General features: G+C 38.6%; 12 protein-coding genes. 11 read left to right on the forward strand and 1 reads right to left on the reverse strand.

Annotated features, from left to right (window positions below):
- The first annotated feature begins 25 nt into the window (after positions 1-25).
- On the forward strand, positions 26-1081 hold the full coding sequence (locus F824_RS0110490; RefSeq protein WP_019597846.1) for a serine hydrolase domain-containing protein: 1056 nt from the start codon (positions 26-28) through the stop codon (positions 1079-1081).
- A 118-nt stretch (positions 1082-1199) separates the two neighbouring features.
- Here F824_RS0110490 and ltrA read toward each other — a convergent pair whose 3' ends face one another.
- Positions 1200-2453: a group II intron reverse transcriptase/maturase gene (ltrA, locus tag F824_RS0110495; protein WP_019597847.1), complete on the reverse strand. Its 1254-nt coding sequence runs from the start codon at positions 2451-2453 to the stop codon at positions 1200-1202.
- A 1213-nt stretch (positions 2454-3666) separates the two neighbouring features.
- On the opposite strand from ltrA, the gene F824_RS0110500 reads away from it, so the two are divergent.
- The 10 genes from F824_RS0110500 (at position 3667) to F824_RS0110565 (ending at position 16743) form a co-directional block, all read left to right on the forward strand.
- Positions 3667-4344, forward strand: coding sequence for a hypothetical protein (locus tag F824_RS0110500; RefSeq protein ID WP_019597848.1), 678 nt, complete (start codon positions 3667-3669; stop codon positions 4342-4344).
- A gap of 361 nt (positions 4345-4705) precedes the next feature.
- Positions 4706-5116 (forward strand): hypothetical protein, encoded by a 411-nt coding sequence (locus F824_RS0110505; RefSeq protein ID WP_019597849.1) that lies wholly within the window; start codon positions 4706-4708, stop codon positions 5114-5116.
- A 527-nt stretch (positions 5117-5643) separates the two neighbouring features.
- On the forward strand, positions 5644-7038 hold the full coding sequence (locus F824_RS0110515; RefSeq protein ID WP_026333635.1) for a DUF1593 domain-containing protein: 1395 nt from the start codon (positions 5644-5646) through the stop codon (positions 7036-7038).
- A 223-nt stretch (positions 7039-7261) separates the two neighbouring features.
- Positions 7262-7879 carry a hypothetical protein gene (locus tag F824_RS0110520; protein WP_019597853.1) on the forward strand — a complete coding sequence of 206 codons (618 nt, stop codon included), beginning with the start codon at positions 7262-7264 and terminating at the stop codon, positions 7877-7879.
- A gap of 607 nt (positions 7880-8486) precedes the next feature.
- Positions 8487-8972: a CIA30 family protein gene (locus F824_RS0110525; RefSeq protein WP_019597854.1), complete on the forward strand. Its 486-nt coding sequence runs from the start codon at positions 8487-8489 to the stop codon at positions 8970-8972.
- 363 nt (positions 8973-9335) lie between these two features.
- The gene (locus F824_RS0110530) at positions 9336-9872 is read left to right on the forward strand and encodes a MepB family protein (RefSeq protein ID WP_019597855.1); all 537 of its coding nucleotides are present in this window, start codon (positions 9336-9338) and stop codon (positions 9870-9872) included.
- Positions 9873-10309: 437 nt separating this feature from the next.
- Positions 10310-11356, forward strand: coding sequence for a serine hydrolase domain-containing protein (locus F824_RS0110540; protein WP_019597857.1), 1047 nt, complete (start codon positions 10310-10312; stop codon positions 11354-11356).
- Positions 11357-11481: 125 nt separating this feature from the next.
- Entirely contained in the window at positions 11482-14586 is a 3105-nt protein-coding gene (locus tag F824_RS0110545; protein ID WP_019597858.1) for a PAS domain S-box protein, read from the forward strand.
- Positions 14587-14589: 3 nt separating this feature from the next.
- Positions 14590-15024, forward strand: coding sequence for a response regulator (locus tag F824_RS0110550; RefSeq protein WP_019597859.1), 435 nt, complete (start codon positions 14590-14592; stop codon positions 15022-15024).
- Between the two features lie 639 nt (positions 15025-15663).
- Positions 15664-16743, forward strand: coding sequence for a baeRF3 domain-containing protein (locus F824_RS0110565; protein WP_019597862.1), 1080 nt, complete (start codon positions 15664-15666; stop codon positions 16741-16743).
- The last annotated feature ends 477 nt before the right edge of the window (positions 16744-17220 follow it).

Below are 17220 nucleotides of genomic sequence, written 5' to 3' on the forward strand. Positions count from 1 at the left end.
TTATTAACACAAAATAAACGATACAATGAGAACTTCATTAAAATTTTTAGCAGCGCTTTTAGTAAGCAACTTTTCTTATGGACAAGACATTTCTAAAAAGATTGATTCTATAATAAATGCGAATCATCAAAAAAATCCTGACGTTAGCATTAGCGTTGGATTCGTTAGCAATAATGCAGAATACTTTACAGCGTATGGTAATTTGAGTAAGGATAGTCAGACTAAAGTTGACAAAAATACTCTATTCGAAATTGCCTCTATTACTAAAATCTTAACTTCAAATTTAATTGCACAGGCAGTTATTGAGAATAAAATAGAATTAGAAGATTACATTGATAACTATCTTCCGAAAGCCTATGTTTTAAATAAAAATCTCAAAAACAAAATCAAAATTTCTGACTTGGCTTCTCATCAATCTGGTTTGCCTGATATTGATTTTGCAAAGTTAATTGAGATTGATCCGCAACAGCCAGTAAGCAGCATAACGGAAGAAAAATTGACTACGATAATCAATAATTGTACAGAGTTAAAAGATTATGGTAAATACCGTTACTCAACCATTGGCTATACTTTACTGGGACTAATTCTAGAAAAAGTGTATGGCAAAAGTTATGATAAAATTATCAAAAGCAACATAATAAATCCATTAAAAATGACTAATACATTAACTATAAACTTCGATGTGAAAAACAAAGTTGTTGGTTACAACCCTGATGGAGGTGCTCAAGAATTATTTAATTGGAATATCACAGCACCATCAGGATTAATAAAATCTAATGCTTCTGATATGGTTAAATACCTGAAAGCGGTCTTAAATAATGAAACGGCAATTGGTAAAGCCGCTATGATGACAGAAGAAATCTTCTATAAAGATGAAAAAAGAGAATTAGGTTTAGGTACAAACATAATGACAGATGAAAAAAACACACTTTATCAAAAATCTGGTGATTTAATGGGGCAATCTTCACTTATATGCTATAATAGAGCCAAAAATTGGGGAATTATTATATTGATAAACCAAAGAAACTCAGAAATCAGAAATAAACTATTGAATGAAATTTATAACACCATTTTGAAATAAATAAAAAGCCAGCAGGTAGTCGAGTAGGTAAAGGGGAATTCCACCCCTAAACCTCTCACAGAACCGTACGTGAACCTCTCGATTCATACGGCTCTTATTATGCTTCGGTTTTAGTCCATTAGACTAACTTGTAGCCCAACTCCCAATGATAGAACAGGTTTGGAAATGAAACCGTTACTTGTCTAAGCCACTTAATTGCTTTGACCTTGCTTCCTTTGAAGCTTTTGTACTTGTTCAGAATCCATCTGATCATTCGGTGGTGCAGGTAATAAAACACAGGTCTTAAACTTCTGCGACTAATTTTTCCATAATAATTCACCCATCCTCGGATCTTTGGATTCAGCATCGTAGCCAAATCCTGAATACCTCGTTGGGTTTTGTTGTGGAAATTAAGCTTTCGAAGTTCCCCATTGATACGCACTTTGGACTTACGGCTCATCTTACAATCAAATTGCATAAAACTTCCCCCGTTTCTTAATTTGTTTCTCATGGGCTGAAAACTAAAGCCTAGAAAATCAAACTGTACAGGATGGCCTTTCAGATTTCTGCCTTCTTTCTTACAATACACGATTTTCGTCTTTTCGGGATGGGCTTTTAGGCCACAGCTTTCAAGTCGTTCCTTCAGGACTGTAAGTGTACTGACTGCTTCCTGATGGCTTCTGCAATGGATAATAAGATCATCAGCATACCGAACCATAATGACAGATGGATGGAATTTCTCCAGCCACTTATCAACACAGTAATGCATGTAAAGATTGGCCAGAAGCGGACTTATTACCCCTCCTTGAGGAGTACCTTTCCCTGTGGATACTTTGACTGTTCCATCCTCAAGTATGACTGGTGCTTCCAGCCACCTTTGGATGTAAAACAATACCCATTTCTCTGGAACGTGTCTTTCCAAGGCTTTCAACAAAAGCTCGTGGTTCACATTTTCGAAAAATTCCTGTATGTCCAAATCTATTACCCAGCTGTATCGACGTACATTTTGTTGTACTTTCTGAATTGCTGTGTGCGCATTTCTGTTCGGGCGGTATCCGTAGGAGTTGTCCACAAATACTGATTCCAGCCTTGGTTCGAGGTACGTCTTTACTACCTGTTGGGCAATCCTGTCGCTTACAGTCGGAATTCCCAAAGGACGGGTCTTACCCCCCGCCTTAGGAATTGTTACCCGCTTTATCGCTGGTGCAAAATAACTTCCAGAAGCCAGTCTGTTCCAGATTTTGTACAGTTCTTTGGAACGTACCCTATCAAATTCCGACAGGCTCTGCTGGTCAATCCCTGCACTCCCTCCGTTACTTTTCACTTTCTTGTAGGATTCCCAAACCATCTCTTTGGTAATTGGTACCGACTTTGTTTGTTCTTTAAAAATCATCCTTAATTAAGTTGTTCTTAAATTAAAACTGCATAATTGAAACCCTTCGCTCCACTCCCATTACAGAAGTTTCATCACTACTACGGCCTCATCCGCCACCTATATGCTCATCAGTAATCAACTCACAGGTATTGCCTGCTTGTGTTTTCCTTTTTTTGGCATAACATATAGGCTTCCTGTGGTTCCACAATAAAGCCTGGATAGAAGTCATGCCCCCTTTATGACGGTTGCCGCATAGACAGTAATTAGGAGCCTTCTATACTTATCTCCGATCTCTCGATATAGACCGGATTTTGACAACGACTGGTCTTTTCGTCACTACATCGGAAGGTTCGCTTTCGCTCATCTCTTCTATCCTTACCTGACCATTTAAACAGCCTTTTCTTCTATCGCTTCACACACCTTTGTTACCGCAGATGCATCATAGAAGTGGTTTGGTGAGTTTTCCTAAAAACCCTCACCGAGGGGCCTGCCCTCATCTTTATCATAGCTTACACAGCACACATCGAGTAGGCGGCCCCGCCAGATCTCTCTGACGAGGTGCGCCTCTCACACCACTGCCGATAGCCATCGGCATACGGGTCTCGTACCTCCCCTGCATTCCGGCCTCTTGCTAAAATGATCCAACGGGATCATTTCTTAACGCTCGATCCCAGTTCACTGGATTGTAGGTTGCGTCTTGAGGTAATAGGAAAGCATAGATTCAAAGCCCTTTCTTCTCCCGCGTGACAAAGTTATTCTAGTAATCAGAATCGGGCTCTGAGCTACTGCCCAGCCTCCTTTTCCACCTCCCCTGCATCCTGGCCCCTCGCTAAAATGACCTAAACAGGTCATTTTAGCGAGGGGCCAGGATGCATAACCAGGGTCTTGATCCACTCCCAATCTGATCAGGTTTTTGCGTTTACGCTCAGGTTTCTTCTCCCGGTCGACCGGGACCAGATACAGTATCGAAGTCGTTTTAGCCCCGCACGTAAGGGATGCCGAAAAATCGGCACAGGCATTTCACCCGTTGGAACGTTCATTTAAATGAACTATATTCACCTTTCAAGGCACACACACAGTATTTATGCCAGCTGCGGGTGAAGTGTTGCTATGAAGTTTAGTTTTCTTAAATTCGTTTCGGCCTCGTGGGACAAAAACACGCTTCGAAAGCCGCAGCCGTCATAAACACAAAACGTTAGCGGTAATTAACCAAAACTGAAAATAGAAAATTATGAATACACACGCTGACAAAACACAAGAAAATAAAAGTCAATCGGTTGCGAATGCTGTTTCTCAAAAGCGGAATAGTGGTAAATCTACTTTTCAGTTTGAAGACAATCGACCTGAGGCTGTTGTGCAAAGAAAACTACAAGAGATGGCAAATAATAGTCCGCAAGCCATACAGTTGAAAGCTTGTAAGGAAATGATTAACGATAGCGCTCAGTCGGCACCGATTCAAATGAGTGGAGGTTCAACTCAAGCAAATGAGGAATTAGTAAAAGCAATGGGTAAAAGTGCTGACTTAGTTGACAATCTACCCAAGGCAAAGCCGCATTCTAAAAAAGGAACTGGAAGTAGTGGAACTGATCATCAAGGGAGAAACGCAATGGTGATTAATAAAGCCAAACGAGATACTGCAAAGGCCCATGATGACCCTACAATGTTTTCTTCAAGTAGAATGAGAGGAGATGCTCGTGGTAAAGAAAAAAGTGCTGCTGCTGCTGAAAAGAGACGAGAAAAAGCTGAAGCGACTGACACGAGCATGGGCGATTTTGATAAGGCCATGGAGCAGGCGACCAAAACATATAAAGGCGATCAAGAAAAATTTGACGAATACTTGGAAAATCGGAACTTTGAATTCTCAGAAGATCAAATGGATAATTTATATGAGGCACTTTATAAAGAATAGTTAGAAAGATTAATAATTGAAAGGCTTTGAAATGAGAAAGTCTATAACAAAAAATAAACGCCATTAAAACGGTAGACAAAACTACCTATAACATCGGTTTAGCAATATAGCGACTGACGTGCTTCTATGGAACATTTGTGCAAGGTTAAACAGCAGTAATTCTATTGAACTTTCGTGCTAAAAATCCGCCAATACGCCAAGCACCAAACCGTCATCGGGGATTGTAAAACGACTAAACAGAAAATGATCATAAAACAGAATATAACAAGCGAAATTTCCAATTGGAGAACACGATTTTTACCCTATTGTGATGGAAACGGAAGGCAATACTATTGGATTTCATTCGGACAAGTAAAACAATATGCTTAGACTTGGTGGATACCTGAATATCCTAATCGCAATATTGCATATTGTCGGACTATTTTGGGCAGACAAAATGTTTGAAGTAACAGGAATAGCAGATGGAATGGCTCTTGCTGCACAAAACATTCATCCTATGTATCCGTATTTTATTACGGTTGTTGTGGCTATTTTCTTTTTTATATTTGGTATTTATGGACTTTCAGCAGATGGTAAAATCCGAAAATTACCCTTTTTAAAGCCTGTTATTTTTCTTATAGCGGGAATTTATTTATTGCGTGGAATTGGAGAACTCATTTTTGATATGGAAATGCAACAAACGAACCAAATATTAGAAACATCATATTCGTTAATTGCAGTTTTAATTGGACTTTTATTTTTGATTGGAGGAATAAGAAAATGGAGAAAATAAGTGGACAAAAGATATTTCTATTAGATGCAGTTGGAGCCTTCGTTTCAATTATTTTCCTATCCTTTCTGTACTCTTTTGATGATTTTTTTGGTATGCCAAAAAGCGTTATTAAAATCTTTCTTGGTATTGCGACAGCCTTTTTTGTTTATTCAACGACAACATATTTTATAAAACCAATAAATTGGCAGTATTACTTAAAAATTATTGCTACACTTAACATCTGCTACTGTCTATTTACATTTTACCATTTACTTCAAAATTTAGACACTTTAACACTGTATGGACATACTTATTTTATAGCGGAAATTTTAGTAATACTCATACTTTCAACATATGAACTCAAAAATGCAAGAAAAACAACGACCCGCTAACAGCCGTTTTGCAAAAGTGGGGGTTTCATGCTTCTATGACAGTGAAGTGCTAAATTCACTTTGTGCATCTAATGAAACTTTGTGCTCCAAAACCCGCCCGAACGCAAAGCCCGAAAACGTTGGCGGTACTGTAAAAAATCTTCAAAAAAATAAATCATGAGAATATTCATTTGCTTATTTCTAATCTCAAGCTCTTTATTTGCACAAAAGCCTTCAAAAACCTCTTTACCTTCATCTTTGAAGCCGCGTCTGGTGGTATTATCAGACATATCGACTTGGGAGCCAGACGACCATGAATCACTCATTAGACTCTTGGTTCATGCAGACATGTATGAAATTGAGGGAATTATCATTACGACTGGCTGGAGTATGGATGATGTTAATAAAGTAAAACATTTTAAAGATATTGCAACAGGCGTTATAGATGCCTATCAAAAGGATTTGCCCAATCTGCTTAAACGCTCCAACCAAACTGGTTTTGCACAAGATGAGGAAAAACAAAAGATTGGATACTGGCCAAGTGCCAACTATTTAAGAGAGCGGACAATGTTCGGTAGCATGCTAATGGGAATGGATAAAATTGGAGTTGACAATGATTCAGATGGTAGTAATCTTATTATCCAATTGGCTGACGAAGATGATAATCGACCAATCTGGGTGACATTTTGGGGTGGTGGCAATACTCTCGCTCAATCTATTTGGCAGGTACAGCAAACTCGAAGCAAATCAGAATTAAAAACTTTTTTGAATAAACTTCGGGTGTATGCCATAACCGACCAGGATAGGCCTCAAAAATCAAGTTTTGAAATCAGTTCACATGCGTGGATGCGTCGTGATTTTTCAGACGACCTTCTATTCATATGGGATGAATGTGCATGGAAATATCAGAATGGCACGGGTAAAAAAAAATGGTCAGAATATGAAAAAAATATTCAAAATCATGGAAATCTGGGAAGTCAATATCCAAAATACAAGTATGGCGTGGAAGGTGATACACCAGCATTTTTACATGTTCTACAAAACGGCCTCAACAATCCTGATAATCCGACTCAATCGAGTTGGGGTGGATTTTCCAAATGGGGTTTGGGAGAAGATAACATTGGCTCATACGTCAATTATCAAAGAAATGAATACAATACTTGCAGGGAGTATATGGACTACTTTTACCCGGCTATATTTAATAATTTTGCTGCAAGAATGGATTGGGCAAAAGAAGGCAAAGGCAATAGAAATCCAATTGTTGCAATTGATGGGGACTTCAGTCTAGATATTATTACAAAAAATACTCCTCAGGGAACCAAAATTATACTTGATGCATCAGCTTTGTCTGACCCTGATGGAGATACTTTAAATTATAAATGGTGGACCCAACCCGAAGCAGGCACCTATAATGGCACTGTCAACATATTAAACAGTAATTCAAATAAGGTTACCATAGAGATACCAGCAAATTCTGCTGGGAAAAATTTTCATGTAGTTTGCGAGGTTACAGATAACGGAACACCCAAATTAACCAGTTATAGAAGAATAATTGTTGAACCAACTAAATGAATTACATGAAACCATTTAAAAATAACACTTTCGCCAAAATGAATATAAAAAATAGGTGAAATAGCAGTAAATTCAAGGCTTTTGACTCGTATCAAACTTTGTGATTAACCGAAGGTTTCGTGCTTCGAAATCGTCTACTTTTCATATACTAACCGTTAGCGCCTATTAAGGCGGGATACATTAACAAAAAAATAATTGGAAATAAATTGAGACCAAATTTTATATGAAAAAAAAACTTAAAGACAAGAAGATATTACTTCCTTTAATTGCTCTTTTATTCATTTTCTTTAGTTGCGAGAATAACGAATTGGATAATAATATCAGACCACTGCTCAATGAAAAGTTCAATGGGAAATACGAAATACTATCCTCTATATCAAAGGCAGCTGTAGACTTAAATAATGATGGAATTGAGTCAACCAATCTTCTTGATGAAAATTCGATGATTTTATTTTCAACCATTGAAATTAGGATACCTTATAAAGAAGAACGTTTTTTCACCGAGAAGGAATTTGTTTTCTCAGAATTTTGGCCTACAGAGAATGAACAAAGATTGAAAACTAATGAAATTATAACAGTGTATAACACACGCTTCTATAACTTTTATTATGATCTATACGGCAATACACTTATTGGTGAATTTAAAGATGATTTATCTTCAGCTACATTTAGAAAAAATATTACAGAGGATGGTAAAAACACACTAATTGAGCTTAAATCAATTGAATTATTGGAAGATGAGACTATCAAAGTAACTGTAGTCAGAAAATTATACACAATGAACGGCTGGATAACAGCAGAAATTGAATCCTTGTATAAAAGATTCACTCCCACAACATAAGAATAACAGGCGCTAGTCGAGGTACTGTCTTAATTAGCAAGTGATTCATAGCCCTTTCTTCTCCCGCGTGACAAAGTTATTGTAGTAATCAGAATCGGGCTCTGAGCGACTGCCCATCCTCCTTTTCCACCTCCCCTGCATCCTGGCCCCTCGCTAAAATGACCTAAACAGGTCATTTTTTAACGCTCAGTCCTTCCATGCATAGGCATCGTCTTGATCCACTCCCAATCTGATCAGGTTTTTGCGTTTCCGCTCGGGTTAAAAAAATAAAACAACAACTTTTGCCAACATCACTTTGGATACAGCGGGGGTTTAGTGAAAATAGAATATTCACTGTCTTTAAAAAGTTAAGAGTAAGATGGAAGGATATGGATCCGAATGCAGTCGTCTCCAAGCTCAATCACGTTTCCCGACAGCTTAAAAAAAGACGCAGGAAAGAGAATGGGGAAAAACAGTAACGAAGGAAATGATGTTAGAAAATTGATATAACTGGTAAATATGACCGACTTTATAAATAGCCTCATCGTAATCATTTCACGGTTAAAAAATCACAATGATCAAATACGTCTTCATTTCACTCCTACTCAGCTTATCCACTAAATCAAACATGGAAAAGATTTATACTTTCTCAACCCAAACGAACATCAATGAATGGCGTATTGTCAACGATGGTGTGATGGGTGGTGTATCCAAAAGTTCATTGGTCCTTACCGATGCAGGACAGGGACAGTTTTCAGGTCAGGTTTCATTGGCGAACAACGGAGGATTTGCCTCGATACAATTGAACACAATGATAGCACTGGCGGCGGAAAATAAGTATATTATTTTGCGCGTAAAAGGAGATGGCAAGCATTATGAATTTCGATTAAAGGGCGATATTTCGCAGTCTGAGTCTTACGTGCACAAATTTGCCACTTCAGGAGAATGGGAAACCATCAAGTTAGCAATCAGTGAATTTTACCCTCAGTTTCGAGGACGCCAATTGAACAGCCCTCATTTCAATTTTAAAAGCATCAAACAATTGAGTTTTTTGATTGCCAACAAGCAAGAAGAAGACTTCGAATTGTTGATTGATTGGATAGGATTGGAATAAATTAAAAAATTGACATCGGCTATTTGCCGGCTCCACGCTAAAAATTTACAGCAAAAGTATTCTTTAGCTCTGCCCCTTCCTCTGGATTGTAGGTGTTTTTGAACGAAGGGCCTATTCTTAAGCATGGACTTGATCCACGCCCAATCTGATCAGGTTTTTACGTTTCTGCTCGGGCTTTTTCTCCCGGTCAACCGGGACCATACACAGTAACGGAGTCGGTTTATTCACTATCTTTAAGAAGTTAAGAGTAAGATGAAGGAGAATGGCTCCGAATGCCGTCGGCTCAAAGCTGAATCATGCTATCGGACAGCTTAAAAAAAGACACCGAAATACGATGCCAACTTAAAAATACCGACTTAAACCATGACAACAGAAAGCACATTGACAACAATTAATTCATCTCATAGCGGCCTAAAAGTCGCAATAGAATTGGTTTATGAGAAGTGTGGTTTTGACTTGACAGACCCAAAGTTGAATTCCGAAAGTTTAGAATATGGAGCTTGTTCATTCGGACTAAACGGAAATAAAGTTCAATATCGTGACTCTAGGATAACACCGACAAAAACGGGGCAGTTTGTCACATTATGGAAAAGAAACAAAGATGGAATAACAGAACCGTTTGACATTTCTGACGACTTAGATTTTATTATAATTACTTCAAAAAGTGGTGACAACTTTGGACAATTTATTTTCCCAAAATCTGTTTTGGCGGACAATGGAATAATAACCAGAAATGGCCAAGGGGGAAAACGTGGCATTCGGGTTTATCCACCTTGGGACATTGCGACAAATAAACAAGCAGAGAGAACTCAAAATTGGCAGACAAAATATTTTTTGACAATAAAAAAGGATGACACAACCGACCTCAATTTTGTAAAGGAATTACTTACAAAATCATAACAAATTGACTCACGAAGAAAAAACCGAACCAATGACACCGTTCGGCAAAAGTGGTCGTTCAGTACTCCGCGGGCACACTCGAGGTAAACCAAAATCGCACAAACCAAGGCACACTGGGGAAAGGAATGCGCACACACAATCAACCAGAATCCGATAGCAAGGCAACCTTTCCAAAAAAAAATTCCCCAAGCCTTCGACTATAATCTTCGCCAAAAAATACGGCAAATAAATCCCCATCATCCAAGAAGCTCCGTCCAACTAAGTTTTAATCTCAATTTTGGATTGTCGAATAAAATAGTTATTTTTTTGCCGGAATTGCGGTTAAAAACACTTTACGATAGTCGGAAGCGTAAAAGACAAGGGTAAAAAAACCAACTGTCTCAATTTGCCTGACAATTATACAAGCCACATTCGGACAGATCAGTACCGAGACAAATATGACTGAAAAAGAAAATTCCTTGCAGGCGGTTCTAGACAAAACCGTTGACGGAAAGAAAATATTCGGGACTTCGTTCGCGATAAAGAAAGAAGGTTTTACTTGGTTTGGAGCTTCGGGCAATATCTTAAATGAACAACCCTACTTCATTGCCAGCACGACAAAACTCTTTACGACTGCCATTATTCTACACTTGAAGTCAAAAGGAAAATTAACCCTTGACGACCAAATCAGTAAATACTTGGACAAATCCGTGATGAAAGGGTTACACATTTACAATGGGAAGGACTATTCTAACGAGATAACGATCAAACATCTATTGGCGCATACCTCTGGACTTGCCGATTATTTTCAAGGAAAGGGAGCAAACGGGAATAGTTTGGAAGATGACATTAAAAATGGGAACGACCAATTTTGGACTTTTGAACAAGCTATTGAAAGAACAAAAGCATTGAAACCACTTTTTCTTCCGGGAACAAAAAACAAAGCAAATTACGCCGATACTCATTTTCAGTTGCTCGGCAAAATCATTGCCGTCGTTACAGACAAATCCTATTCGGACAACTGCGATCAACTGATAATCAAACCTATAAACCTATCTAAAACCTACTTGTATAAAGATGCAACCGACAAGACTCCAAAAACGCTTTATCATAAAGCGAAAGCACTGGACATTCCAAAAGCGATGACCTCATTTGGTTCTGATGGTGGAATGGTTTCTACATCAACCGATATGCTTACATTTATAGTCGCCTTTTTTTCAGGTAAATTATTTCCTAAAGAATACATCAACGACTTGCAAGAATGGAATAAAATATTTTTCCCAATGAAATCGGGGATAGGCATTCACTTATTTAAACTTCCTTGGATTTTTAACCCGACAGGCGGTGTGCCCTATTTCATCGGGCATTCAGGACTTTCGGGTGCATTGGCTTATTACAGCCCAAAAAAAAATATATTTGTAGTTGGGACAGTAAATCAAGTTGCACATCCCGACATCTCATTTAGGACGATGATAAAATTAACTCAAATAGTAACGAAGAAATGAGCAGCATTCTTGGTGAAATCACCAATACGCAAGTATAAAATCGGAGGTTTCGTCCTTCATAGGACAGGTAAGGGCTAAAAATCCGGTCTGCATATGGCGGCAAACCGTTAGCAAACATTTTAGAAATGAAAAAACCGAACATACCCTTCAATGAACAAGATAGGCTCAAGGAGCTAAACGCTTACCAAATAATCGGGGTGGATGAAAAAAAGGAATATGACTTTATCACCTCCTTGGCCGCACAAATCTGCGGCACCAATTCTTCCTTGATTAGTTTGGTGACGGAAGACAAACAATGGTTTCTTTCTCACCATGGAATGAAGATGAGGGAAACTTCAAAAGATTATTCTTTCTGTGCCCATGCCATTAACACTCCTGATCAAGCCTTGGTCGTAAATGACGCAAGGGAAGATGACCGTTTTTCGGATAATCCCTTTACTATAGGTAATCCTCATATCCTCTTTTATGCGGGCATTCCATTGATAAGTTTAAATGGTTTTCCTCTGGGCACTCTTTGTGTCATTGATGATTCTCCCAAGCAGTTGAGTGATACACAAATTGATTTGTTGAAGAAACTGGCAATGCAAACCACAAGTCTTCTGGAATTGAGAAGATCTCAAAGGGAAATCAAAGCGTTAAATAGTGAATTAATAAAGAAGAACCTTTTATTTACAATTACTGAAGAGGCGAATCAAATAGGGACTTGGGAGTTGGATTTGACCACCGGAAAAACATTTTGGAGTAGGGTCGTCTATCAGATTCATGAGGTTGCTTTAGATTTTGATCACTACAGGGCAAATGCAATCGAATTTTACCATCCTGACTACAGAGACCTCATTGCCAATGCGCTTGAAAGGGCCATGAAAAATGACGAGCCCATTGATGTGGAATGTATTCTGATCACAGCCAAAGGCAATCACAAATGGGTGAGAAGTACGGGTAGAAAAATAGAAAACAAACTTATTGGCAGTTTTCAGGACATCACAAAAATCAAGGAGAACGAACTTAAGTTCAAGGGGATTTTCAATTCAACTTTTTCTTTTATCGGCTTTTTAAATAGAGAAGGCATCCTATTGGAAGCCAATGATACTGCCTTGAATATGGCAGCTTTAAAGCATGAAGATGTGATTGGCAAATATTTTTGGGATTGCTACTGGTGGCAAATATCATCGCAAACCCAAGAGGAGCTTAAAAAGAATTTTCAGAAAGCTCTTTCCGGAGAGGTGGTTGCATATGAAGTTGTCGTTTGGGTTGCTAACCAAACACCAATCACCATTTTATTTAGCCTGAAACCCATTTTTGATGATCAGGGAAAGGTTATTTATGTAGTCCCAGAAGGACGACCGGTGCAAGAAATAGTTGACGCCAGGCGGAAACATAAATCGGTTATAGACGGCACCAATGTAGGCACCTGGGAGTGGAATGTACAAACAGGAGAAACGGTGTTTAATGAGCGTTGGGCGGAGATTGCGGGCTACACGCTGGAAGAACTGGCGCCAATCAGTATAGAGACGTGGATGATGTTGGCTCACCCGGATGACCTGGAGGAATCTGGCAGAAAGCTCAATGAATGCTTTGAGAAAAAATCAGAATTCTATGATTTTGAAGCACGAATGAAGCACAAGGACGGCCATTGGGTATGGGTGTATGATAGAGGAAAAGTATTCGAGTGGACGGAAGATCACAAACCATTGATGATGTACGGGACTCATCAGGATATTTCTGAGAGAAAGCAAAAAGAAGAATCCCTAAGAATTAGTGAAGAGGCCTTCAGAGGGAATTTTGAGAATGCAGCTGTGGGCATGGCTTTATTGGATAAAAATGGAAAATGGCTGGAAGTCAACACTAAACTCTGTGAGACGGTGGGATATACAGAGGAGGAATTAAAACAACTTACATTTCAGGACATTACCCACCCGGACGATCTTGACGCAGATCTGGCATTGTTAGGGGAATTGGTTAGAGGTGAGCGGAATCATTACCAAATGGAGAAAAGATATTACCATAAGGATGGTCAAATCGTTTACATCCTTTTGGCAGTTTCCATGGTAAAAGACGTAGATGGAAAAGTACTTTACTTTATTTCACAGATTATTGATATTTCAAAACTAAAGCATACAGAAATACAATTAAAGAAACTTTTGGCAGAGAATGAAGCGCTTATGGATGCCACCACCGAAGTGGCATTTGTATCAACTACCACTGATGGAAAAATAATAAATACGAATACCGGAGTCAGGAAAATCTTAGGGTATAAAAATGAAGAAGTCAAAGGCAAAAATATTCAGCATCTTCTTTTTTTAGAAAATGAATGGAAGGAATTCGCAAAAGAAATCCTCATTGGCCTGCCCGAAGAAGGCGAAAAACTGGATTTGGTTCATGCCCTAGCCAATGATAAAAAACAAAGGACTCGTGAATGGACATTTAAAAAGAAAAATGGCAAAGTGCTTTTGATTTTATTGTCAGTAACTGAAATAGTATTGGATCACAAAATCAACGGGTATCTATTTGCCGCAACGGACATCAGCCACATCAAATCCATACAGGGGCAGCTGGAACAAAAAAATGAAGAATTGGAACAGTTCGCATATGTTGCTGCGCATGACTTAAAAGAACCCTTAAGAGGTATTACTACCTACCTTTCTATTCTGCAAAAAAGATATAGCAAACAGCTGGATGAGAAAGCAAACAGTTATATTGACAATGCGTACAATAACGCTGGAAGAATGAAGAACTTGATAACTGATATTCTTGACTTTTCTAAGACTGGGGATGTGGGGAAAGAGCAGGTGAATCTGGATGAACTTTTAGATATGATATTTGCCAATTACCACAATGATGATAAATTCAAAAAATCGATCCTCTCTAAGTCCAAATTACCAACGATTAAAGGAGACACCAGTTCATTTGTCCAACTGTTCACCAACTTAGTTGACAATGGGATTAAATATCAACCGGAGGACAATGTGCCTGAAATAACTATTCATGCTACTGAAGATGAAAAATCCTGGGCATTTAGTATCACTGACAATGGCATTGGCATCAATCCGGAACATCAGGATAAAGTATTTGAAATTTTTAAACGCTTACACACTGACTCCGAGTATAGCGGCACAGGTATAGGTCTGGCAAGTTGTAAAAAAATAGTTTCCGCTTACGGGGGGAAAATATCGTTTGAACCAAATGAATCAAAAGGAACTATATTCAAATTTACAATACCAAAACTTTAGCTTATGAAAAAACTAATTATACTTTTAGTAGAAGACAACAAAGAAGATGCCTTTCTAATCAGAGAAGCAATGGAAGAACAAGCATTTTTAAAAGAGCTATATCATGTTATGAATGGTGCAGAAGCCATCAATTTTTTAAAGAAAGAAACCCCCTTTGAAAAAGTCAAAATGCCGGACTTGATTTTGATGGATATCAACATGCCAATAATGGATGGTCATGAAGCTCTCCAAAAAATAAAATCAATGTCTGAGTTAAAACACATCCCCATTTTAATGCTCACAACATCCTCTAGAAAGGAAGATATTATGAAGGCATATAAGGAGCAATCCAGTTCTTATATTGTGAAGCCTGATGACATTTATGGATTAGATAGCTTAGCTGAGACTTTAAAAAACTATTGGAACAATACAGTAAGACTGCCAGGCAAAGAAACTTAATAGCATCATCACAACCCTATTTTTGAAGAATGGGGGCCCATTCATATGTAAACGATTGCTCATCGTAGGGGTCCTTGATCCATACCCCTCACGCCCACGCCGGCCCCCAGATGTCTATCGCCGGCATACGGGTCTTCCCAAAAGAAACAACGAAACCGGTTCACTGGATTGGAGGATGCATTTTGAGGGAATTGGGAAAGCATCGATTCTTGCCCTTTTCATCCCAGGCGTGACAGGGGGATAGCCGTCCAAACAATGCATTCGCAGCGACTGCCCGTACCACTTTTCTTCTTCCACTGTATAGTATTGGAAGAAAATAGATGCTTAAAATCAATAAGTGGAGAAAAGGAAAAATCATACCTCAATCCATGGCTCCTTTTGATGTTGGAAGAAAAACAACAAACTGAAAACCAGCAATTTTTGTAAAATCGAGGATGTCGAACTTGTATTTTGCGTGAAATACCAATACCCTTGATTGGGCTTTCCAATGGAGCTTCATAAGCAAAACCCACAACTAATTGCTCGTGGAACACGTTGTATCAGTATGTAGTATTGGTTAAAAAGCCAATTCACCCCACTTTTCAAAGAGCGCAATCAGAAGAATCGGGACTTTTAGAAAACTAAAAAGAAAAAATCACTATGACTTTAAAAGAACAATTACAAAAATTGGCAACAGAGAAAAATTCCCCATGTGTGACCATCTCGTTGAAAACCCACCGTACCCATCCTGACAATGCAAAAGATGGAATATTACTTAAAAACCTGTTGAAAGAGGCTGAAGAAAGGGTAATAAATGATTTTGGCAAAAGACCCGCAGCACAACTGCTGGAAAAAATTGAAGCCGTGGGCAATGAAATTGACACCAACTACAATTTGGATAGTTTGCACATTTTTCTCTCCAATGACACGCAGGAAATTGTGAAATCTTCATGGGAAACCAGTAACGGTGGTGTTCATATTTCCGATAGTTTTGCCATTCGTTCACTGATTAAAGATTACAATCGCAGTGAAAATTATTTACTGATGCTCCTTTCTCAAAGTGGTGTTCAGCTTTTTGAAGTCATCAATGACGACATCATCAAAGAAGTGAGAAATGATGATTTTCCTTTATCGGAAAACAGCCATTACAACACACATTCCGATAGAGGAAGCGACTCCAAACATCTGGATGATTTGGTTCGAGAATTTTTGAATAAGGTGGATAAAGCTTTGGTAAAAGTGCACAATGAAACTGAATTGAAATGCGTCGTGGTAGCAACGGAAGATAATTACAGTCGCTTGCACCAAGTGGCTGACAAGCCGAGTGCTTATATAGGATATGCAACGATTGATTACAACAATGTTGCAACACACCATATTGCAAAACAATCTTGGGAGCTTGTGAAAGCACAACAAAAACAGCTCAGAACTGATGCCATTGGTGAAATGCAGGAAGCTGTATCGCAGGGAAAAGTACTGACCGATTTGCAAGAAATATATGAAGCATCAATAGACGGACGTGGAGAATTATTAATCATTCATCAAGACTTCGCACAAGCAGTCATCATGAAAAACGAACGGACTTTTGATTTGGTGGATGATATCACCGCACCTCATGCAATTGATGACATCACCAGCATGATCGCATGGGAAGTAATTTCTAAGAAAGGAAGGGTAATATTTACGCTTCAGGACGAAATTAAAGACCTCGGGGAAATCGTGCTTAAAACGAGATACTAAACAACCGGCCTTATCCTTTGGCAATAGCCGAAATCCCCTACCCCGGCAATGATCGGCAAGCCCTGATAGATGTGAAAGTCTATCAGGGCTTTTATTTTCTGGATTCTTGCGAACATCCGAAGGACAATGGACCTAAAGGCATCAAAATTGGGTTTTTATTAAACCCGAATTCTAAGACATTGGAAAAGTAACGTTAATGCGCTAACTTTTGGTTGCAGCATGAAAGCCTATGCATCGAATGGTGATTTTATCCCTTCCCGAATTCTGGTAGAAATGTTCAACCCCAATCTTTAAGGTCAGGGTTTTTGAAACGTTAATTGGTGACCATGTTTTGTTATGGATCCCGTATGGAATAATCAAATCAAATATACATTTCTCTTGCTGCTTTTAATCAAAACCAAAAATAAGATGAAGCAGAAAAAGTTTGAAAGTATGGCTGTTGTCAATCCTTTTGCCGCTGGAATTGATGTAGGCTCT

This window comes from Rhodonellum psychrophilum GCM71 = DSM 17998 (genome assembly GCF_000381545.1).
Classification (GTDB): domain Bacteria; phylum Bacteroidota; class Bacteroidia; order Cytophagales; family Cyclobacteriaceae; genus Rhodonellum; species Rhodonellum psychrophilum.

Excerpts from the sequence above, each read along its gene's own strand:
- F824_RS0110545 (WP_019597858.1), top strand. The coding sequence starts at position 11,482 with ATGAAAAAACCGAACATACCCTTCAATGAACAAGATAGGCTCAAGGAG.
- F824_RS0110520 (WP_019597853.1), top strand. The coding sequence starts at position 7,262 with ATGAAAAAAAAACTTAAAGACAAGAAGATATTACTTCCTTTAATTGCT.
- F824_RS0110505 (WP_019597849.1), top strand. The coding sequence starts at position 4,706 with ATGCTTAGACTTGGTGGATACCTGAATATCCTAATCGCAATATTGCAT.
- F824_RS0110540 (WP_019597857.1), top strand. The coding sequence starts at position 10,310 with ATGACTGAAAAAGAAAATTCCTTGCAGGCGGTTCTAGACAAAACCGTT.
- F824_RS0110565 (WP_019597862.1), top strand. The coding sequence starts at position 15,664 with ATGACTTTAAAAGAACAATTACAAAAATTGGCAACAGAGAAAAATTCC.
- F824_RS0110490 (WP_019597846.1), top strand. The coding sequence starts at position 26 with ATGAGAACTTCATTAAAATTTTTAGCAGCGCTTTTAGTAAGCAACTTT.
- F824_RS0110500 (WP_019597848.1), top strand. The coding sequence starts at position 3,667 with ATGAATACACACGCTGACAAAACACAAGAAAATAAAAGTCAATCGGTT.
- F824_RS0110550 (WP_019597859.1), top strand. The coding sequence starts at position 14,590 with ATGAAAAAACTAATTATACTTTTAGTAGAAGACAACAAAGAAGATGCC.
- F824_RS0110515 (WP_026333635.1), top strand. The coding sequence starts at position 5,644 with ATGAGAATATTCATTTGCTTATTTCTAATCTCAAGCTCTTTATTTGCA.
- ltrA (WP_019597847.1), bottom strand. The coding sequence starts at position 2,453 with ATGATTTTTAAAGAACAAACAAAGTCGGTACCAATTACCAAAGAGATG.
- F824_RS0110530 (WP_019597855.1), top strand. The coding sequence starts at position 9,336 with ATGACAACAGAAAGCACATTGACAACAATTAATTCATCTCATAGCGGC.
- F824_RS0110525 (WP_019597854.1), top strand. The coding sequence starts at position 8,487 with ATGGAAAAGATTTATACTTTCTCAACCCAAACGAACATCAATGAATGG.